Annotated in this window: 5 protein-coding genes; 2 read left to right on the top strand and 3 right to left on the bottom strand. The window is 60.6% G+C overall.

Annotated features, from left to right (window positions below):
- Nucleotides 1-23: 23 nt before the first annotated feature.
- The 3 genes from rcsB to ABIB18_RS10960 are packed head-to-tail and all read right to left on the bottom strand — an operon-like array spanning nucleotide 24 to nucleotide 4,510.
- On the bottom strand, nucleotides 24-674 hold the full coding sequence (gene rcsB, locus ABIB18_RS10970; protein WP_031376602.1) for a response regulator transcription factor RcsB: 651 nt from the start codon (nucleotides 672-674) through the stop codon (nucleotides 24-26).
- A 1-nt stretch (nucleotide 675) separates the two neighbouring features.
- Nucleotides 676-3,333 (bottom strand): phosphotransferase RcsD, encoded by a 2,658-nt coding sequence (gene rcsD / locus ABIB18_RS10965; RefSeq protein ID WP_354474172.1) that lies wholly within the window; start codon nucleotides 3,331-3,333, stop codon nucleotides 676-678.
- Between the two features lie 22 nt (nucleotides 3,334-3,355).
- On the bottom strand, nucleotides 3,356-4,510 hold the full coding sequence (locus ABIB18_RS10960) for an MFS transporter (RefSeq protein ID WP_031376600.1): 1,155 nt from the start codon (nucleotides 4,508-4,510) through the stop codon (nucleotides 3,356-3,358).
- A gap of 741 nt (nucleotides 4,511-5,251) precedes the next feature.
- Between ABIB18_RS10960 and ABIB18_RS10955 the strand changes: the two genes are divergently transcribed.
- Nucleotides 5,252-18,478: an Ig-like domain-containing protein gene (locus ABIB18_RS10955; RefSeq protein WP_502922710.1), complete on the top strand. Its 13,227-nt coding sequence runs from the start codon at nucleotides 5,252-5,254 to the stop codon at nucleotides 18,476-18,478.
- Nucleotides 18,417-23,246 (top strand): beta strand repeat-containing protein, encoded by a 4,830-nt coding sequence (locus ABIB18_RS23780; RefSeq protein ID WP_502922711.1) that lies wholly within the window; start codon nucleotides 18,417-18,419, stop codon nucleotides 23,244-23,246. The genes ABIB18_RS10955 and ABIB18_RS23780 overlap by 62 nt, the downstream gene beginning before the upstream one ends.
- Nucleotides 23,247-23,315: the final 69 nt, after the last annotated feature.

Raw genomic sequence — 23,315 nt, 5'->3', positions numbered from 1 at the left:
GCCGCTGGCACCGCCTCGTGATACTAGTCTTTTTCGACCTGAGTCTGGCTGACAGACGACAGGTAGTTCAGCAGCGCGATATCGTTATCCACGCCCAGTTTCATCATGGCTGATTTCTTCTGGCTACTGATGGTCTTAATACTGCGGTTCAGTTTCTTGGCAATTTCGGTAACCAGGAAGCCTTCAGCGAACAGACGCAGCACTTCGCTCTCTTTCGGTGACAGGCGTTTGTCGCCGTAACCGCCAGCGCTGATCTTCTCCAGCAGTTTCGCTACGCTTTCCGGCGTATACTTTTTGCCTTTCTGCAACGCGGCCAGCGCTTTCGGCAGGTCGGTTGGCGCGCCTTGCTTCAGTACAATCCCTTCAATATCGAGATCCAGTACCGAGCTCAGAATTGCCGGGTTATTGTTCATGGTCAGAACGATAATCGACAGATCCGGATAGTGACGTTTAATATATTTAATCAGCGTGATGCCATCGCCATACTTCTCACCGGGCATAGAGAGATCGGTGATCAGGACATTCGCATCCAGCTTAGACAGATTGTTGATCAGTGCTGTTGAGTCTTCGAACTCACCTACAACGTTAACCCATTCAATTTGTTCCAGAGATTTTCGGATACCGAAAAGAACAATTGGATGGTCATCGGCAATAATTACGTTTAAGTTATTCATCTTATTGGTTACCTTGCTGCAGCAGTTGATTGACGTAAGCGTCAATATCACTGGTGGTATTTGTAATGTTTGAATCGTCACACGCTTTAATGTGGTGTTCTAACTCTTCACAAAGCTGTTTGCCGGGAGTCAGATTAAGCATGGCAAACACGCCCTTAAGGCGATGCGCTGTCTGAGCAAGCGAGGCGTAGTCCTTTTCCGCCGACTCAGTATACAGTCTCTTTACATCAACCGGTACTGTCTCAGTAAACAGCTGGAAATAGCCGCCGCTCATCAATGGCGTGGCCGCTTCTTCTTCAGCGTCATCTTCCATCACATCGTGTGACAGTTGCTTCTCAATCAGCGCCAGCAATGCATCGAGCAGCGCATTACTGAGATTGAAATTAACCCGAAACTGCTGGTCATTCAGCGCGTGATGACCGGGTTCATCCCCGGCCAGCAGCAGTGACCAGCCGCTCAGTTTGGTGGGATCATCGGTTATCAGCACATCGTGATCCTGACCGGAAATACGCTCGTCTGGTGTCAGACAACGCGCACCCCAGTTTTCCAGATGGCGGCAGACGATCTTGTGCACGTCTTCCACAGCGATCTCCACCAGTGCGGTGACGCCATCAAGAATTTTTTCCTCTTCCTCTTCAGTTTTCTGTTCCAGCACCAGCGGCAACTGCATGTTGTAGCGGGTGCCGATATCGGCTTTTGCCACGATATCCAGGCTGCCGCCCATCTGCTTGCACAGCTGTTTACACAGGAAGAACGCCATACCTGACGCCTGACCATAGCGATCCTGGCTGGTATCACCGAGGAATGGGAAGTCGACATTCGCCAGTTCATCGACCGTCAGGCCGGCACCGGTATCGACCAGTTCAATCATCAGCCGGTCGGCCTGCTTATCGGCCGCTTTGACCTCCAGCGTGATTTTGCCCCAGCGCGTGGTGGTCAGCGCATAGTGCATCAGGGTAATCAATACCTTACGCAGTGCCCGGCGATCGCCAAACCGCATCTCGTCGTTCGCCAGATGGTTATTCACCACCAGCGACAGTCCTTTACGGCGCATCAGTGGCAGGCTTTCCAGCGCAATCTCATCCAGCAGTTCCTGCAGGCTGAACACCGTCGCATCCGGTGACCAGTCGTGCGCCTCCAGTCGGTTAAGCAGCACAATATCGTCAACCAGTCGCGCCAGACCCTGGCTCTCATCCAGCACGTCCAGCACCGTTTCATCGCTGTCACGCTGGCTGAGCTGCACCAGCTGGGCCACGATTTTCTCCAGCGGCTGATTCAGGGCATGGCCAAGGTTATGCAGCAGCTGCTGACGCATCTGGTGATTACGATCCAGTACCTGCTGCGCTTTTTGCAGCTTCTTGTTGACCAGCAGCTCACGATCCTGGTCGCGCATCATAAACAGCTGAGTATGTGGCGACAACACGCTGCGGGCGTGGCGGATCTCATACACTTCGTTATTGATGGTCGCCTGCAGCACGCCCTGATGCTGGTCGGACATATTAATGATCTTCTGCAAATTAAGGTGTGGCAGAAGGTGTTCTGCGATCTTATTACTCAGCAGGGTACGGTTACTGGCAAAGTCGTAGACCAGCAGGCCGACCGGCAGGCTGGCCACAATCTCTTCATTCAGAACCCGCAACGAGTCCAGTTCAGCGCTCTGGTTCTCGCTGGGACGCAGTGACTGCTGGCGCAGCAGCACCATGCCGGCCAGCGACAGCAGGAAAAGCAGCAGATTGATCAGCAGTGGCCACAGCAGGTTATGCAGGGTATCGATAATCAGCCGGCTAATCGGTACCCGATAGACCAGCTGCAGCGAGGTGCTCGGCAGCGTCGCGGCGATTTCCACATTCGGATTCACCAGCGAAATCTGGGTATCTTCCGTCTCCTGCTGATCCGTGGTGGTGGTACTCACCGAGCTGTCCTGCCGCAGCTGGAAGTTTTCCAGTGGCATGTTTTGTGGGATCAGATCGTTGACCGGCAGATCAAAGGCCACCACCGTCGCCAGATGGCCGGGCTGATTAAAGGTGGTACGCAGGGTAAAGTAGTGATCGTTTTGAAAGGCGAGATGGCGCAGCGCCGAGAAACTTTCGCGTTCATCCAGCGCATTAGCCTGCTGCAGCATCTCCGCACGACGGGCATCCACCATGGAACTGATGGCGCTCTCTTTATAGCGGGTCGCCATATCTTTCAGCGGCAGGGTAGAGATCATGATCAGGCTGTTATCCTGACCATTCAGAAAGTACATCGACCAGGTCGGATTTTCGGCGCCCCACAGCGTGTCGAGATAGTTCGACATCCGCATGGTCATGTCCAGCGTGCTGCTGTCATGCGATCCAAAAATTAACGCCTCGGTTTTGCGGCGGGTTTTTTCCAGATAATAGACGTCAGGACGCAGTCGCGTCTCTTGCAGATTGGCGCTGGGTGCGGCACCCGCGGCGCTGGTTGAAAGGTTTTCATAAATCTGCCAGGTGGCAAAACGATAGGCGTCGATGCGTTTCTGCACGTCGCGCGCCAGATCGGTCATGGCGTAACGTTTGCTGGTCAGCCAGGCATTGACCGAGTTATGCACCATAAAGCCCAGCGCCAACAGCAGCACCAGATTGAAAACCACAAAGAAGCGGGTGACATTGCCGGATGTCAGGGGAAACTTATAAGGCAACATAGCGTGTCTGATACCTGAATTATCGCGCAACTTTTCGCGCACTGGCGGCCACAGCTAACAGCAACAGCGCGATTAATAAAAATGCGCCGCTGAGGCTGATCCATTGTGATATGAATCCGATTAAGGCCGGACCTGAGAGAATACCCGCATATCCCAGCGTTGTCATGGCAGAAATCGCCAGGTTTGCCGGCATATCCTGTTGATTCCCCGCCGCATTGAATAACATCGGCACGGTATTCGATAAACCGAAACCGACCAGCAGAAAAGCCAGTAGCGCCATCTCCGGCCACGGCAGCCACACTGCCAGGCTCATGCCCGCAGCGGCCGTGAGCGCGCCAGTCAGCATCACCGGATAACGACCGAAGCGGTGAATGATTTTATCGCCGCCAAACCGGCCCAGCGTCATCGCCGTTGAGAACAGTGCATAGCCCAGACCGGCATGGGTCGGCGACATGGCCGGGTTCTGCAACAGCAGCAGCGCGCCCCAGTCCAGCACCGCTCCTTCCGCCAGAAACAGGATAAAGCAGAGCGCACCCAGAAAGGCGACCCAGCCACGTGGGATCACCAGCCAGGGCTGATCGGGCTGATGCAAACGCTGGTTCATTAAGCCGGGCAGACGCCACAGTAACAGCAGCAGCATCACCGCCATGATCACCATCACGGCGCTCAGCGGCGTAAAACTCAGGCTTAACAGCAGACTCACCGCGCCAGCGCCCAGAATGCCACCGAGGCTGAAAAAACCGTGAAAGCCAGACATCATCGGCTTGCCGGCCGCTTTTTCGACCTGAACTGCCTGGTAGTTCATTGCCACATCCAGCATGCCCAGACCGGCACCAAAACACATCAGAGCTGCGGCCATTACCAGATGGGAATCAGCCGTGGCCAGCAGCGGCATCATTGCCAGCACCAGCACTGTCGAAAGACACATCACCCGCCGGCAGCCAAATCGCGCAACTAATGTGCCGGTGATCGGCATCGCCGCCAGCGAACCAATGCCCAGACAGAGCAGTAACGCGCCCAGTGAGGCACCGTTAAGCTGCAGGCGGTCGCGCGCAAACGGCACCAGCGGTGCCCAGGCTGACATGCCTAAACCATTGATTAAAAACACCGTGCGGGTGCCCCAGTTCAGGCGGCTATCGGGTTTATTTTGCTGTGCAGCGTCCAGTGCAGTCATAGGTCAGATTCATCAGTGGCAAAGCGAAAAAGTGTAGCATTGCGGCCATGAAAACTGGCACCCGCCGCGCCATTTATTACCGGTGTGGTGCAGCGGCAGATGCGTAACAAAACCGCGAGTTTACCGACTTTTAGCGGTGCGCGGATTTTTTCCAGAACTTTCCTGGCTAATCTCGCAGCACGTAACGTGACTTAAGCCAAATTTGATCGCCATTTTTCAACCACTTGTCAGCGCAAATGGCGATCAGGGCCAGCGATAAATGATGGCTGAATCGCTTAATTAAGAAATTCTTTTTTCCGCTCTAAAGTTCAGGTGGAGGTTATTTTTTAACCTTTTTAACCCAATCATAGAAACTTCCCGCAACAAATTGACATGTAAAAACAACGATAAAGCAAATTTGCTGAAAGCCTTATTGCAAGTGTTGCTTATGAAAAGAATGTTAAAACATAATAAAATCTGCACATTAAAATTGATTTTTATCTCCCTTGCGTTAAAGATTAAGCAGGCGAAACCGCTGCGTTTTGCGTATAACTACACACAAATAATCCAATAAAAATAGCGCCACGCCGGGAATTTTCCCCGGTGTGTAGCGTCACCTGGCTTTACTGCCTTTGGATACACCGGGCTAAGACACTTTCTGTCTGACAGAAGGTGAAGGAATGTGTGAATACTATAAGCATAAAAATATTTTATGTTTTTAGATTCAGTATATTAGCCAATCTGGTGGAGTAGAGGTTACAAATGGCAGAACTCACGCAGGGCCGGGTCGATATCATTTCGCGCGAAAACGGCACGCTTATCTCGCAGAGTACAGGCGGTTCATCACAAACCATTAACCTCACCGAACCCAGCGTGGTCCGCATTAGCGGCACGCGCGCAATGGTGGCGCAGTACGAACGCCAGGGAAACGATCTTGTTCTGCATATGCGTGATGGCAGTACTGTCCGCTATCAGAAATTTTTCTTTGATGATGCCGAAGGCGAACACAGCGAACTGGTTTTTGATGATGGGGTTAATCCACCGGAACACGCCCTGTTTCCGCAAACGGCAGAAGGGGCCGAACTGGCCTCTAACGCGGTGACACCGACCTATGAATCGCTCGACAGCGTAGAGCCGCTGTTGCTGGCGGATAACACCAACTCGTCAATGGGTGTGATTACTGCCGGCGGTCTCGGCGTGCTGGGCCTGGCCGGTCTGGCGATTGGCGCAGGGGGTGGCGGTGGTGGTGGCGGCGGCGGCGGTGGTGATAACAACAACGGTGTCGATCCCGGCACGCCGGGTAATCCCCCGACGGCTGGCGCGCCGACCATTACCCTTAATCCATTTGCCGGCGATGACGTGCTGGATAACGCGGAGAAATCAACCGCCCAACTGCTGAGCGGCACCACCAGCAACGTTGAAGCAGGTCAGATTGTAACCATCACCCTCGGCGGCCAGACCTACAATGCCAGCGTCGGTGCCGATGGCAGCTGGAGCGTCAGTATTCCGGCCAGTGCCCTGGCGGCGCTGGCGGCAGGCAGCACCTCCATTTCAGTCATCGTGAGTAACGCCGCCGGCACCGCCGCCGCGGCCAGTCTGGGGATCACCGTCCAGCAACCCGATACCACGCCGGATGCCCCGACAATCACCATCAACCCGTTTGCCGGTGACGACGTGCTGAGCGGCAGTGAGAAAACCACTGACCAGACGCTGAGCGGAAGTACCAGCAATGTTCAGGCGGGCCAGATCGTCACCATTACGCTGGGCAGCCAAAGTTTCAACGCCACGGTCGGTGCCGACGGAAGCTGGAGCATCACTTTGCCTCCCGCCACGCTTGCGGCACTGACGCAGGGCGCTCAGACGATTACCGCCACCGTCAGCAATCAGGCGGGTACCCAGGCCAGCGAAAGCCGTCCGATTCAGGTTCAGGCCCCGGTCACCGAGCCGGGTATGCCGGGGGTGGAGATCGACCCGTTTACCGGTGATAACGTACTGAGTAACGCCGAAAAAACCGCCGACCAGACCCTGAGCGGCACCACCACCAACGTCGAAGCCGGTCAGGTTGTCACCGTAACGCTCGGCGGCCAGAACTACAGCGGCAGCGTAGCAGCCGATGGCAGCTGGAATATCACCGTGCCAGCTGAAGCGTTAGCGGCACTGGCGTCGGGCAGCACCACCATTACCGTCAGCGTGGCCAACGCGGCAGGCACGCCAGCCACCGACAGCCTGGCGATCAGCGTTGACGCGCCGCTCACCCAGCCAGGCGCGCCAGTTATCGCCATCAACCCGTTTGCCGGCGACGATATCCTGAGCAATGACGAAAAAAACAGTGACCAGACCCTGAGCGGCAGCACCAGCAACGTGGAAGCGGGGCAGGTAGTTACCATCACGCTCGGCGATCAGACCTACAGCACTGCGGTGGGTGCCGATGGTAGCTGGAGTATTAGCGTACCGGCCCAGGCACTGAATGGGCTGGCTGCGGGTAGCCTCGCTATTTCGGTTGTCGTCACCAATCAGGCCGGCGTTGAAGCCAGCGAAAACCGCGATATCAACGTGGAAACTCCGGTGACGCCCGGCGCGCCCGGCGTGACGCTGGCTGATTTCGCCGGCGATAACCAGCTAAGCAATGTCGAAAAAACCACCGATCAAACGCTCAGTGGCAGCACCAGCAACATTGAGGCCGGACAAACCGTCACGGTGACGCTGGGCGGTCAGACTTACAGCACCAGCGTGGGCGCAGATGGCAGCTGGAGCCTTACCGTGCCTGCCGCCGCGCTAACGGCGCTGGCAGCCGGTGAAACCACCATCACCGTATCGGTCAGTAATGCGGCCGGCGACACCGCGACCAGCGCGCTGCCGATCATCGTTGACGCCCCGGTTGTCCAGCCGGGCGAACCGTCCATCTCGATTGGTCAGTTTGCCGGAGATGACATCCTTAGCAATGCTGAAAAGGGCACCGCCCAGACGCTCAGCGGCAGCACCACCAATGTCGAAGCGGGTTCAGAGGTGATTGTGAACCTCGGCGGGCAGAACTATATCGGCATCATCGATGTAGATGGCAACTGGCAGGTGATTATCCCGGCGGCGGCGCTGGGCAATCTCCCCGCCGGTTCGAATGCCATTACTGTGGCCGTCACGAACCTGGCGGGAACCACCGTCAATGAAACACGCGATATCGCGGTTGAGGCAGCGGGCACCGGTCCGGCCATCCCGACCCTGACCATCAACGATTTCGCCGGTGATAACCTGCTCAGCAACGAAGAAAAAGGCGTTGATCAGATCCTGAGCGGCACCACCAGCAACATCGAAGCGGGGCAGGTCGTCACCGTGACGCTTGGCGGCCAGGTTTACAGCGCCAGCGTCGATGCTGACGGTGGCTGGAGCCTGACGGTGCCGTCCGCGGCACTGACGGCGCTGGCCGCTGGCGAGACCACCATCACGGTATCGGTCAGCAACGCTGCCGGCACCACGCTCAACGACACGCTGCCCATCAGCGTCACGGCACCGGTCACCTTACCGGGCGAGCCAACCGTCGCCATCAACCCGTTTGCCGGGGATGATATTCTCAGCAACAGTGAGAAAACCGGCGATCAGCTGCTGAGCGGCACCACCAGCAACATTGAAACCGGTCAGCCGATCACGGTAACGCTCGGCGGTGAGACGTTCAGCACCACCGTGGCCGCAGACGGCAGCTGGAGCGTCACCATTCCGGCCTCAACGCTGGCAGCCTTAGCCGCTGGCAGCGTTACGTTGAGCGTATCGGTCAGCGATCTGGCCGGCACCACGGTGAGCGAAACCCGTGATATCGCGGTAGAAGCCCCGGTGACCGCGCCGGGTACGCCGACCCTGAGCGTGGCGGCGTTTACCGACGATAACCTGTTAAGCAACGAAGAGAAGCTGGACGCGCAGGCGGTGTCCGGTACCACCACCAATGTCGAAGCGGGCCAGATCGTTACCGTGACGCTGGGCGGAGAGTCCTACAGCGGCACCGTCGGCGACGATGGCAGCTGGAATATCAGCATTCCGGCCGATGCGCTTGGCGCGCTGGCGAGCGGTTCCACCACCTTGTCGGTCACGGTCAGCAACGCAGCAGGCATCACCGCCAGTGACAGCCTGCCGATCACGGTTGAAGCCCCGGTCACCGTGCCGAATGCACCGGTTCTGACCATCAATCCGTTTGCGGTCGATGATGTGCTGAGCAATGACGAAAAAGCCAGCGACCAGTTGCTGAGCGGCAGCACCACTAACGTTGAAGCCGGTCAGATTGTCACCGTCACCGTTGGCGATCAGACCTTCAGCGCCGCGGTAGATACGGACGGTAACTGGAGCCTGACCCTGCCAGCCAGCGCACTGGCCGCACTGCCTGCCGGCAGCGCCACCATCAGCGCTACGGTCTCCAGCGTGGCAGGTACCGGGGCCAGTGAAAGCCGCGGTATCGCGGTAGAAGCTTCGCCTGAACCTGGCGTACCAGCGATTACGGTCAACGTTTTTGCCGCAGACGATCTGCTGGATAACAGCGAAAAAGCGGTCGATCAGACCCTGACCGGCAGCACCAGTAATGTCGAAGCGGGCCAGACGGTCACCATCACGCTGGCTGGCGCAACGTACACTACACAGGTCGGGCCTGAGGGGAACTGGAGCGCTCTGATTCCGTCTGCGGCGCTCAGCGCGCTGGCCGCGGGCAGCACCACACTTACGGTGAGCGTCAGCAACGCGGCAGGGACCGCTGCCACTGACAGCCGCGAGATCAACATTACACCCGCGCCAGGTGAGCCGGGCGTTCTGACCATCAGCGAACCGTTGAGCGGCGATGGCTTCCTAAACCAGCAGGAGGCTGGCAACGATCTGGTGATCTCCGGTTCAGCAGTTGGCGTCGCCGCAGGACAGTCGGTGCTGGTGGCCTTTAACGGCAGCACCTACAGCGGCGTGGTCGGCAGCAACGGATTCTGGAGCGTCACCGTTCCGGCCAGCGATCTGACCGATATTACTGACGGCGTCCAGGCAGTGTCGGTGACCGCCATCGATGCCAATAACACCCTGCTGACCGATTCAGCGCAGCTCAACGTGGTGGTCAGCAATCAGCCACAGATCACGCTTAACGACAGCGCGCTCACGGATGGCATTCTCAACCGCGCTGACGCCAGCAGCGATCTGGCGATCGGCGGCAGCACCGGCAAAGCGGCGGCGGGTCAACAGGTCGAACTGGAACTGAACGGTAAAACCTACAGTGCCACGGTCAATCCTGACGGCAGCTGGAGCCTGGCCGTGCCTGCCAGCGATCTCGCCCTGCTGCCACAGGGGAGCAACAGCCTCAATATCACGGTGATTGATGAAGCAGGCAACCGCGTTGAGGACACGCTGGACTTCAGCGTCGATACCCGGTTGCCGAACCTGATTGTGGCACCGGTGGCCGGTGGCGATGGCATTCTCAACAGCAGTGAAGTGGCGGCCGGGCTGCCGGTCAGCGGATCCGGCGCTGCGCCGGGGGAATTGGTTTCGGTCACGCTGAATGACCAGACATATACCACCACCGTGGATGGCTCCGGCAACTGGACGGTGACCGTGCCGTCTGACGCGCTGCAGGCGCTGGCGGATGGCAGCAGCTACCGTCTCGACGTCAGCCTGACCGATGCCAGCGGCAATATCATTACGCAAACCCAGCCGCTGGCGGTCAGTACCCAGTTGCCTGAGGCAACGGTGGCGGCACCGGGCGGTGACGGTGTGCTCAGCAACGGCGATCTGACGCAGCCGCTGCTGTTCAGCGGTACCGGCACGGCGGGCGATACGGTGTCGGTGGTATTGAACGACAAAACCTACACCGCCACGGTGGATGGCAACGGTAGCTGGACCGCGTCGGTGCCGGTGTCCGATCTCGGCGCACTCACTGACCAGACCTATCCGGTGAGCGTTACCGTCACCGATCCGGCCGGTAACAGCAGTGACCTCTCGACCGAGCTGCGGGTAGCTACCGCAGTGCCAGCTTTAACCGTCAACCCACTCACCGATGATGGCGTGATTAACGTTGCCGATGCGCAGCAGCCGCTGAGCGTCAGCGGCAGCGGTGATGAAGGCGATATTATTCGCGTCTCGCTCAACGGCCAGACCTACAGCGCCGTGGTGGCGCAGGAGGGGAGCTGGAGTATCACTGTTCCTGCTGCCGATCTGGCTCTGGTGCCGAACGGTGCCCAGGCAGTGACGGTGGTGGCCACCGACAGTGATGGCAACGTCAGCCAGACGACGGATTTAGTGACCTTTGCCACCACGCCACCGCTGCTCGAAGTCTCAACCCCAGCCAGCGACGGCTATATCAACATCGCTGAGCACAGTCAGGATCTGACCATCGATGGCCGTGGCGGCAGCGCAGGCGATGCGGTGTCGGTCGACTTTAACGGCACGGTTTATACCGCGACGGTCGATACCAGCGGCAGCTGGAGCGTCACGGTGCCGGCTGCGGTAATCAGCCAGCTGGCAGACGCTATCTATCCGGTTAACGTGTCGATCAGCGATACGTACGGCAACAGCAGCAGCGTGCTGTCGGATGTTACCGTGCTGGCGGCGACCCCGCCGGCGCTGACCATTGATCCGGTCACGGCGGATAATCAGGTCGATAGTGCCGAACAGCTGAGTGATATTCAGGTTACCGGCACCGTCACCGGCGTACCGGCCGGGCAGCCGGTAGTGCTGGCGATTAACGGTCAGTCTTACGATGGTGTGGTCCAGGCAAATGGCGTCTGGAGCGTCACGCTACCGGCCGGATCGCTGGGCGCGGCCGGGGAGAAAACCTTTACCGTGGCGATCCTCGATGTCGCCGGTAACCCGGCGCAGCCTGCCAGCGGACAGTTCACCGTCATCACCACTAACGCACCGCTGCTGTCGATTGCGCCAATCGCCGAGGATAATCAGCTCAACGCGATCGAAGCGCAGAGCGATCTGACCCTCAGCGGCAGTTCAACCAACCTGGCCGTCGGTAGCGTGGTCAGCGTTACGCTGGTGCCGGGCGGCACCGTTTACAGCGGTACCACCGACGAAACCGGGGCCTGGACGATCACCGTGCCAGCCGGCGATCTGGCTAATCTGGCACAGGGCACCACCACGGTAACCGTGACCTCAGGCGAGGTTTCCAGCAGCCAGACGCTGCTGGTCGCCACCACGCCGCTGACCGCACCGGTCATCAATACGCCGTTTACTGACAGCATACTCAACAGTGAAGAAGCCAGCGCGGCGCAAACCCTGACCGGCACCACGACGCCGGGCCAGGCGGTTAGCGTCAGCGTGGGCGGCAGCAGCTATCCGGCAACGGTGGCGGCGAATGGCGACTGGAGCGTGGTTCTGCCGCCGTCGGCGCTGCAAGCGCTGGCGCAGGGCAGCAATCCGATCACCGTCACTACCACCGATCTGGCCGGCAACAGTGCCAGCACCACGGTGCCGCTGACGGTCGATACCGGCACACCAACGCTGGTGGTTAATCCGATTGCCACCGATGGCATTATTAACGGCGCAGAAGCTGACGCCGATCTGCCGATCAGCGGCACCGTCGCCCCGGGCAGCAGCGTGAGCCTGCTGCTGAACGGCGTCCCCTACGATGCCATTGTTGCTGACGATGGCCGCTGGACCGCCACCGTACCCCGCGCCGATCTGCAGGCGCTGACCGATGGCCGCTACGATCTCAACGTCACGGTGACCAGCGCCGGTGGCAACAGCAATACCAGCGCCTTGCCGCTGACCGTCGATACTGCCGCACCGGACTTCAGCCTCAATTCACCGGCCGGTGATGGGGTGCTGAACGGCGCAGAACAGACGGCGGGCATCAGCTTCAGCGGAACCGGCAGTGAAGGCGATCGGGTCAGCCTGACGCTGAACGGCGTGACCTATACCGGCACGGTCAATGCCGACGGTAACTGGTCACTGGACGTGCCGCCAGCCGCCCTGGCGGGCCTGACTAACGGCAGCAGCTATCCGGTAGTGGTGACCGTCAGCGACACGGCGGGCAACAGCAGCAGCCAGAGCAGCACGCTGAACGTTGCGACCGCTGCACCGTTGCTGGTGGTCGATCCGATCAGCGGCGATAACGCCCTGAGCGTCAATGATCTGACGCAGCCATTGGTAATCAGCGGCACCGGTCAGAATGGCGATCGGGTTACAGTTGAATTTAACGATACGCTCTACAGCACCACCGTTGGCGCCAACGGTCAGTGGTCGTTGCAAATCGCGCCGGACAATCTCACCGGGCTGCCGTCTGGCAGCAACCCGGTAACCGTCACCGCCACCGACGCCAATGGCAACCAGACCAGTCAGACCATCGATCTGAATGTGGTGAACGCACCTGAACTCCAGCCAACGCTGACCGTAGACAGTGATGCCTTTTCCGGCGATGGCGTTGTCAGCGCTGCCGAACAGCTGCAGCCGATTACCCTGCGCGGCACCTCCACCAACGTGGAAGCAGGACAGCAGGTCACCGTCTCTCTCAATGGAAGCAACTACAGCGGCGTGGTCGAAGCCAGCGGCAGCTGGAGCATCGTGCTGCCGGCTGGGGCGCTGGCCGGTCTGGCGGAGGGCAGCCAGACCCTGAACGTCAGCGTGATCAATGCGGTCGGCAACACCAGCAGCAGCCCGCTTAACTTCAACGTGGATAATACCCAGCCTTCCGTTGCACTGGCCCCGATCACCGGCGATAACTACCTCAACGCCAGTGAACTGACTGGCGATGTGCTGGTCAGCGGCAGCACCAGCGGTCTGCCACAAGGCAGCATCGTAGAGGTGACCGCGAATGGCACCACCGTCACCACCACCGTGGCGGCCGACGGTAGCTGGAACCTGACCTTACCGGCTGGCACATTGACTAATGTCGCCGACGGCCCGCTGACCGTGACCACCACCGTCACGAATGCCGACGGTACGCCACTGGCGACTACCGACACGGTGGTGACGGTGATCGCCACCGCGCTGCCGGTTGCCACCCCAGGCGACGCGTTCGGGGACGGGGTGCTTAATGGCGCGGAAGCGGCGACCAGCGGCACCATCACCGGCACGACCGGCGTCAGCGGCGATGGCCAGGCGGTCAGCGTGACGCTGGATGGCGTCAGCTACAGCGGCACGGTCGATCAGGCCGGCAACTGGCAGGTGACGATTCCGGCTGAAGTGCTGTCAGCGTTACCGCAGGGTGAAACACCGTATACCGTGGTGGTCAGCGATGTGGCCGGTAACAGCAGCCAGGCGGGCGGAACGGTTGCGGTTGATACGCTGCCTCCGCCGCTGAGCCTGAATACGCCGTCAGGTGGCATCATTAATGCCGCAGAGAGCCAGCAGCCGCTGGCGCTGACCGGCAGCAGCGAAGCCAATGCCCTGATCGTCGCCAGCTTCAACGGCAGCAGCGCCAGCACCACGGCAGACGCGAAAGGCAACTGGAGTCTCGATCTGCCCGCCACTATCTACAGCGGGCTGGGCAACGGCAACTATCCGCTGACCGTTACCGCCAGCGATGCCGCCGGCAACAGCACCAGTAGTAACACCAGTCTGGCGCTGAAAGTCGATCCTGCCAGCCTGCCAACCCTGACGCTGGATACCTTTGCCGGCAACAACGTGGTGGATGGTGCAGAGCGGCTGACCGATCAGCGTCTCTCCGGCACCGTCAGCAACGTCGAGCCAGGGCAACTGGTGACCGTGACGCTGGACGGCAACGTCTACAGTGCCGCGGTGCAGGCCAGCGGCGCCTGGAGCCTGACCGTACCGGCGGGCGCGCTGAGTGCGCTTAATGACGGCAGTGCCAGCTTCACGGTGGCCGTCAGCGACGTGGCGGGCAACACCGCCACCAACACCCTGGCCTTCGACGTTAACAGCAACGCTTCCGGCCTGGCGCTCAATGCACTGAGTGGCGATAACTACCTGAATGCCCAGGAACTGGCTGAGCCGCTGATCGTAACCGGCAGCTCGGTCAATGTGCCGCAGGGTGGCACGGTGACGGTATTGCTTAACGATGTCAGCTACACCGCGCAGGTCGCGGCCAACGGCAACTGGAGTCTGATCGTACCGGCCAACGCGCTGGCCGGTCTGGCGGATGGTGCTTACACCCTGACGGTGACCGCTACCGACAGCGGAGGCGCGACGCTCAGCAGCGCGGCGACGCTCAACGTACTGGCCACCAATCTGCCCGATCCGACCATCACCAGCCCGTTTGGTGACGGCACGCTCAACAGCAGCGACATCACCAGTACGCAAACCCTCAGCGGGACCACCGGTGCCAGCGGAGACGGCCAGAGTGTCAGCGTAGTGCTGAACGGCAACACCTATACCACGACGGCCGACGACAATGGCAACTGGACGGTTTCTGTCCCGGCGGTCGCCCTGGCGGATCTGCCGGAACAGACCGTCGGCTATACCGTGACGGTACAGGATGCGGCAGGCAACACTGCCAGCACCGACGGCAGTGTCGTGGTGGATCGCACGCCACCGGTGTTAACCCTTGATGCGGTGGCGGGTGATGACATCATCAACATCGCCGAAAGTACGGCACCGGTTATCCTGAGCGGCAGCAGCGACGCCGGTGAAGGGCAGCTGGTTACCCTGACGCTGAATAACCAGATCTGGACCACCACCGTCAACGGAGAGGGCAACTGGAGCCTGACGCTGCCGGCGGGCGCACTGACGGATATTCCGGCCGGTCTCTATACCGTCACCGTCACCGTGCGTGATACCGCGGGCAACCCGGTCACCGAAACGCGGGAGATCAATCTGGCGACCGCCTCGTTGTCGGTCAGCATTGACACGCCATTCGGCGATGGCTATCTGAGCCGCAATGAAGCTGACTCCAGCCAGACGCTGAGCGGTACCACCGGATTACTGGGCGCAGGCCAGACGGTGAGCGTGACGCTGGGCGGCGAGAGCTATTCAGCGGTGGTTGATGCCCAGGGCAACTGGACGGTGACCCTGACGCCAGCCCAGTTGCAGACCCTGAGCGACGGTATTAATACCCTGGAGGTCAACGTCAGTGATGCCGCAGGCAACAGTGGCTCACTCGCCAGCAGCGTCACGGTCGATTTCACCCCGCCAGCGCTGAACGTGAATGCGATTGGCGGCGACAACACCATCAACTCACTGGAGCTGTTGCAGGATGTGGCGGTCAGCGGTACCGCCTCGGTTGCTGATGCCGGACAGATTGTCACCGTCAGCTTCCAGAATGTGGATTACCAGACCCAGGTGCTGTCAGACGGCAGCTGGCAGGTGACGCTGCCCGCCAGCGTGCTGCAGGGGCTGACGGATGGCAGCTATCCGGTCGGGGTCTCGCTGACCGATGCCGCAGGCAACCAGACCAGCATCAGCCAGACGCTGACCCGTGATGCCGACAGCGCGACGCTGCCGACCCTGACCATCGGGCCTGTCAGCGGTGATAACTACCTCAATCAGGCTGAAGCAGGGCAGGATCTGACCGTCAGCGGCACCAGCACCAACCTTGCCGAGGGACAGGTGGTGACGGTCACGCTGAATAATATCGACTACAGTGGCACGGTCGCGGCCGGTGGCGGCTGGACGGTGATCGTACCGGCGGCCGATATCGCTACTCTGCCGGATGGTGAGCAGGCGCTGGTGGTGGTGTCCGCTGATGTCGCCGGTAACCCGGCCAGCAGCAGCACCAGTCTGGTGGTGGTCGCCAGCGATCAGGCCCAGCCGACGCTCAGCGTCAACGTGGTGGCCGGTGATGATGTGATCAACGCCACTGAAGCGACCGGCGACGTGGTGGTCAGCGGCACCAGCACCCAGCTGGCTGGTGGCACCGCGGTCACAGTCACTTTCAACGATGTCGATTACAGCACCACGCTCGACGCGAACGGCAACTGGACGGTGACCGTGCCCGCGACGGCCTTCAACGGCCTGCCGGCAGATTCCACCCAGACCTTCAGCGTGCGCGCCAGCGATGTGGCCGGCAACCCGGCCACGGCAACCCATGATGTCACGGTCAATACCACCTTGCCGGTGGTGACGGACATTGCGCTCAGTGCCGGCAGCAGCCTGAACCTGGCGGAGTCGTTGCAGGATCTGACCATCACCGGTAACACCGCAGAAGGTCTGCCGGTGGCGGTCACCTTAAACAACGTCACCTACACCACCACCGCCGGAACGGGCGGGAACTGGTCGGTCACCATTCCGGCCGCCGATCTCCAGCAGTTAGCCGATGGCTCACAAACCATCAGCGTGACGGTAACCGACCCAGCAGGTAACGTCACCACCGATACCACTACCTCGCTGGATGTCGCCTTTAATACCCTGCCGACCATCAGCCTGGCGGCGCCGTTTAGCGACGGGCTGGTGAGCGCCGCCGATGCGGCCGGCGAGCTGTCGCTGAACGGCAGCAGCAGTGTGACCCCAGGCACCATTGTCACGATCCAGGTCGGTGAGCAGACCTTCAGCACCACCGTGGGCCAGGACGGGAACTGGTCGCTCTATCTGGCACCTGGCGCGCTGAGCAGTGAGCCAGACGGCCTGACCGAGGTGGTGGTCTCCACCGTTGATGCCGCCGGTAACCCGGCGCAGGCTACAGCCGGGATTGAAATTCTGCTGACGCCGCCGGTAACGCCGACCTTCGCCACCACGCTGTTTGGTGACAATGTGATCAACAGCAGCGAAGCGGCAACGGTGCAGGTTATCAGCGGCACCACCGCGGTGGGCGACGGTCAGACGGTCAGCGTGACGGTCGGAAACGACAACATTCCGTTGTCGGTCACGGTTGATGCAGATGGCAACTGGACCGCCAGCCTGACGCCGGAATACATCGCTATTCTCGGCAACGGGCAGCACACCCTTACCGTGACCACCACCGATCGGGCGGGTAACAGCACGGAAGCGACCCAGAGCTTTATCACCGCCACGACGCCGCTTGTTGCGCCTACGCTGGATACGCCATTCACTGATGGCCGTATCAACGCTGACGAGGCGGCGGCAGGCGGTGCACTGAGCGGCACCATCAACGTCACCAATCCGGCGTCGGTGCAGGTTACCGTTAATGGCACCGTCTATTCCGCCACCCTGAGCGACGGCGATAGCCGCTGGACGCTGGATCTGCCACCGGCGGTATTGCAGTCGCTGCCGGATGGTAACTGGCCGGTCACGGTGACGGTCACCGATGTTAACGGCAACAGCGCCAGCGTGGGCGGCAACGTGCTGGTCGCGGTGAATAACCTGCCGGACGTTACCCTTAATCTGCCGTTTGGCGACGGTGCGCTCAGTGCGGCTGATGCGGCAAGCGAGCAGGTGCTGAGCGGCTCGACCGGGCTTAGCGGGGCCGGACAGACGGTCAGCGTGCTGATCTCAGGTTTTAATGGCGATCAACCGCTGACCGCGACAGTACAGACCGATGGCAGCTGGTCGCTGACGCTGACACCTGCGCAACTGGCGACTTTCAGCAGCGGCAGCCACACCATCACGGTCACCGCCAGCGATCTGGCCGGTAACACCGACAGCACGGCGCTCAACGTGGTGACCGAGGTCACAGCCCCGACCCCAACCTTTAACGACGGTGCATTTGGCGCTGACAGTGTGCTGAATATCAGTGAAGCGGCGGCGGGCGTTACGCTGACCGGCTCCACCGGTAGCATTGGTGATAATCAGGCCGTGAGCATCACCGTCGATCTGAACGGTTCGCGTTACAACGGCGCGGTGGATGGTGCAGGTAACTGGGTGGTAAACATTCCGGCCAACGCGCTGAGTTCACTGGGTGATGGCGCGCATACTCTGACGGTTAACGTGGTCGACGCGGCGGGTAACACTGGCACCACGGAGCTGGCCTTTACCGCCGATCTCACTGCACCGCAGCCGACCGTTGATGCTCAGTTCCTCGATGGCTACATCAATGCCGCCGATGTTGCAGCGGGCTTTACCCTGAGCGGCACCACCGGCGAAACCGGTGCTAGTCAGACGGTGCGGATCACCATGGGTGATGCGGTGTACAGCACGCTGGCCGATGCCGCTGAGCAACGCGGATCTCTCGGTGTTCACTGACGGTAGCTATCCGGTCACCGTGACGGCAACCGATGCGGCCGGTAACAGCAGCACCATCAGCAGTTCGCTGGTGGTTGATACCACGCCGCCGGTGCTGACTGTCGGCACCTTTGCCGGCGATGGCGCGCTCAGCTATAGCGAGAGCATCCAGCCGCAGCTGCTGAGCGGCATGGCTGCCGGTGCCGAACCGGGCACCGTGCTCAGCGTCTCGCTGGGCGCGACGGCGCTCGGAACGGCGGTGGTCGGCGCGAACGGCAGCTGGAGCCTGACCCTGACGCCAGAACAGATGGCCACCTTCAGCCAGCCGACGACGACCCTGGCGTTAAGCGTCAGCGACCTGGCGGGCAACACCACCAGCCAGGATCTGACCTTAAACGTCAATCTCACGCCACCTCCAGGACCGCTGGTGACGCTGGGTACTATTTCAGGCGATAACATCATCAGTACCGCCGATCAGGCGGGCGGGGTAGTGGTGAGCGGCACCTCGGCTAATCTTGGTGCGGGCGGCGCGGTCACGGTAGTGATTAATGACATCAACTATTCCACCACCCTGAACGCCAACGGTAGCTGGTCGACCGTCGCCCTGCCGGTCAGCGATTTCGGCAATGCTGACGGCAGCGTCGCCATTACGGTCATCGCTAACAATGGCACGACCTCGGTATCCACCAGCGGCAGCGTGCAGATCGATCTGACGCCACCGACCCTGACGCTCAACACCTTTGCTGGCGACAATCGGGTCAACGGCAGTGAAAGCGCCACCAGTCAGGTGATCAGCGGCACCGCCGACAGCGCCGAAGTCGGGCGCACGGTGGTCGTCACCTTCAATAACAAAAGCTATAACGCCATCGTACAGAGCAACGGCAGCTGGTCCACTACCGTACCGGCCAGCGACATGCAGGCGCTGCAGGATGGTGCTGCACCGGTGATTACGGCGCAACTGTCCGACGCGGCGGGCAACGTTACCACCGTCAATGAAACGGTGACGGTGGACAACACGGCACCGCTGATCCTGATTGACGCCTTCCTCGGCGACAACCTGATCAACGCAGCGGATCTGCTCGTCAACCAGGTGCTGACCGGCAGTGCCCAGGGGGCTGAAGGGCAAACCGTCAGTCTCTATCTCGGTGACGGCGCACCGATTGCCACGGCGGTGGTCGGTGCTGACGGCCGCTGGAGTCTCGATGTCGATCCACAGGTGCTGTCGAGCCTGAATGATGGCGCGCTGGTGTTTGGCGTGCGGGTTAATGACGTCAGCGGTAACCAGACTGACGCCACTCTGACCGTGAATAAACTGGTCAACAGCGCGCTAACCCTGGTGGTCGATTCGGTCTTCGGCGACGGAACGCTGAGCGCCATCGATACCACGGTGGCACAAACCATCAGCGGCGTGGCCACCTCGGCAGGGGTTGGCGCGACGGTCTCGGTAGTACTGGGCGGAACCACGCTGTCAGCCGCCGTGGGCCAGGATGGTAAGTGGGCGATTGTGGTACCGCCTTCCGTACTGGGGCTGCTGAGTGATGGCGATCTGGCGCTGAACGTCACCCTGACCGATGCGGCCGGTAACGTCCGTAGCGTCCCGGAAACCGTGACGGCGATTGTCAATGCCGTGCCGGTCGTTGGTACCCTGACCGGGCTGTTTGGTGGCGATAATCTTCTTAACATTGCTGAAGCGGCAACCGGTCAGGTGGTCGGCGGGGTGATTCAGAACGCCGCCGCCGGTTCACAGGTCACCGTCACCTTTGGCAGCCATACCTACACCACCACGGTGCAGGCGGGCGGCACATGGAGCGTTAACCTGCCGGGCGGCGATCTTAGTTCACTGCTGGATGGCAACCTGACGCTGGGCGTGAGCGTCACCGATCGGGCCGGTAACGTCGCTTCTAACAGCGCGACCATCGGCATCTTCACCCAGACCCCGTCGATCAGCCTGACCTCACTGTTTGGTGATGGCGTGCTGAACCTGGCGGACATCGCCACCGGCCAGGTGATCAGCGGTGTGGTCAACAATGTGGCGCAGGGATCGATCGTGACGCTGAACATTGGCAGTAGCCAGCTCACCACCACGGTCGGCGCAGGCGGTGCCTTCACGGCGACGGTCACGCCGGATATTCTGGGCACGCTGGCGCAGGGCAACCTGACGGTCGGTGCCTCGGTCACCGATCCGGCGGGCAATACCGCCAGCACCAGTGCCGGGATCCGGGTCGATACGCTGCTGCCCACCATCACCGTTAATCCGCTGTTTGGCGACGGCCTGCTTAACGTGGCGGATGCGCTGGTCACCCAGGTGATCGGCGGCGTGGTTGGCGGGGCAGAACCGGGCTCGCGTGTGGTGGTCTCTGTCGGATCGCAGCAGTTCATCACCACCACCGATGCCAGTGGCAACTTCAACGTTTCGCTGACGCCAACGCTGTTGCAGGGCATTACCGATGGCAATCTCACCGTCGGCGTCAGCGTTACAGACAGCGCGGGCAACACCAGCAGCACCTCGGCGGGCGCGCTGGTCGGCATTCACAACCTGCCGAAAGTGACGCTTAACCCGCTGTTTGGTGACGGCGTGCTGAACCTGGCAGAATCGCTGGTGACGCAGACCATCAGCGGTACGGTATCAGGCGTGGCGGCGGGCAGCAGCGTCCGGCTGGCGATTGGCAATACCACCGCCACCGCGCTGGTTAACCCGGATGGCACCTTCTCTGCCACTGTATCGCCTGCCATTCTTTCGACGCTGCTGAGCGGCAACTTCACGGTCAGCGCCTCGGTCACCGATCCGGTGGGCAACACCAGCAGCACCAGTGCCGGTGTCTCGCTGGGGCTGATTCAGCCGACGCTGTCGGTGAACACGGTGTTTGGCGATGGCGTGCTGAGCGCAGCGGATCTGGCCTCCAATCAGACCATCAGCGGCAGCTCAAGCCTGGCGGCCGGATCAACCGTCAGCGCCACGCTGAACGGGCTGACCTACACCACTAAAGTGGTGAGCGGCGGTAGCTGGAGTATCAGCGTTCCGAAAGCGGATCTGGCGGCAATCACCGACGGCAGCAAAACTGTGACCGTGACCGGCACCGACGCCTATGGCAACGTGGCGAACAGCAGCGGTGCGCTGAGCGTGATTGCGCATACTGCGCCGACGGTCGCCATCACCTCACTGTTTGGTGACAATGCGCTGAGCGCAGTGGATGTCAAAACGGCGCAAACCATTAGCGGCAGTACCACCAATGCGGAAGGATCGGTGGTGCGCGTGGCGCTGGGCGGACAGACCTACAGCACCACGGTGAACAGCAACGGTAACTGGAGCCTGTCGATTCCGGCGGCCAGCCTGGCGGCAATTGCCGATGGTCAGTACACCGTCACCGCCAGCGTCACCAATGGCGCGGGCAGCAGCGGCAGCGGCTCGGCCGTACTCGGCGTAGTCAGTCACACCACGCCGACGGTCAGTCTGGGCAGCTATTTTGGCGGTGACGGTTACCTGAATATTGCCGAAGCCAATACCGCCGAAACCATCAGCGGCACCAGCACCAATGCCGCTGGCGGCACGGTAACGGTTAACCTCGCGGGCAATATCCTCACCACCACCATTGGCGCGAATGGGGCATGGAGCATCAGCGTACCGTCAGCCACCCTGAAAGGGATCTCTGATGGCAGTCATCCGCTGACCGTAACGGTGGCTGATATTGGCGGCAATACCGTCACCAGCAGCAGCTCCTTTACCGCACTGTCACACAATTCACCGCTGGTGGGCGCCGATCCGGTGCTCAGCATCGTGACGTCGTTGCTGACCGGACTGACGGTGCAGGGCGGCTCGCTGAATGCGGCGCAGGGATCGAAAGTCAGCGTCACGCTGCTGCTCGCCAACGGCAGCAACGGACCGACGATCAATACCACCACCGATGCGCTGGGGCGTTACTCCGCTAACTTCGCGCCGTCGTTGTTGTCGGTTGGCGGCCTGCTGCTGTCGCTGGGTACGCTGGCAAAAATCACCATCACTGATGTGGCAGGCAACAGCTATTCGACCACCAATACTCTGCTGTTAGGGTCATTGTTGCCGATTACGACTGCCGCCACCGAATCGGTGGCACTGTTCCCGGTGGCCGATGACAGCGCCACGGTGGCCAGTGCCGGCGGTGAAACGCAGCACAACACCAGCAGCAGTGAGGAAAACGTCACCCATGCTGCGGTGGTCTCGACCCTGACCACCGACGCGGATATCACCGCGCCGGCCAGCAGCAGTGAAAGCGCTTCCGCACCGGAAACCGTTGCCGCCGCTGCGCCAGCCGGGGAGGCCAGCTACACCATTGGTGGCGTGGTGATCACGCTGGCTGATGGCAGCACGGTGGAAGGTGCAGCGGTTACCGGCAGCAGTGGGGCTGATACCGTGACGGTCAGTGATCTCAACTTTACGCACATCGATGGCGGCGCAGGCACCGATACGCTGGTGCTGAACGGGGAGCATCTGAATCTGGATCTCACCTCGCTGGGTCTGAAAGTCGAGCACATTGAAGTACTCGACCTCGGCAAAACCGGGACTAACTCGGTGAAACTCGATCTGAATGAAGCACTGAGCATTACCGACCAGCAAAGTGATGATTTGATCATCAAGGGTGCCGATGGCAGCCAGGTGACGCTGGCGAACAGCAATGGCGGCATCTGGGCGGTAACCGGCGAGCGTACCGTGCAGGGGCAAACCTTCGAGGTTTATCACAATTCGGCGCTGACCAGCGATAACACGCTGGGCGATGTGCTGGTGCAACATAACCTGCAGGTGCATATCGTGTAGTGCGGCTAAAATATCAGTAAGCCTGATGGAATCAGCGGGTGTGTGAGCGCCCGCTGATTTTTTATTTTC

This window comes from Pantoea sp. UYEF8 (assembly GCF_040546285.1).
Classification (GTDB): domain Bacteria; phylum Pseudomonadota; class Gammaproteobacteria; order Enterobacterales; family Enterobacteriaceae; genus Pantoea; species Pantoea brenneri.
Note: the sequence above shows the minus strand (reverse complement) of the source record. Positions and strands in the feature narration are given on the sequence as shown.

Excerpts from the sequence above, each read along its gene's own strand:
- rcsB (WP_031376602.1), bottom strand. The coding sequence starts at position 674 with ATGAATAACTTAAACGTAATTATTGCCGATGACCATCCAATTGTTCTT.
- ABIB18_RS10960 (WP_031376600.1), bottom strand. The coding sequence starts at position 4,510 with ATGACTGCACTGGACGCTGCACAGCAAAATAAACCCGATAGCCGCCTG.
- ABIB18_RS10955 (WP_502922710.1), top strand. The coding sequence starts at position 5,252 with ATGGCAGAACTCACGCAGGGCCGGGTCGATATCATTTCGCGCGAAAAC.
- ABIB18_RS23780 (WP_502922711.1), top strand. The coding sequence starts at position 18,417 with ATGCGGTGTACAGCACGCTGGCCGATGCCGCTGAGCAACGCGGATCTC.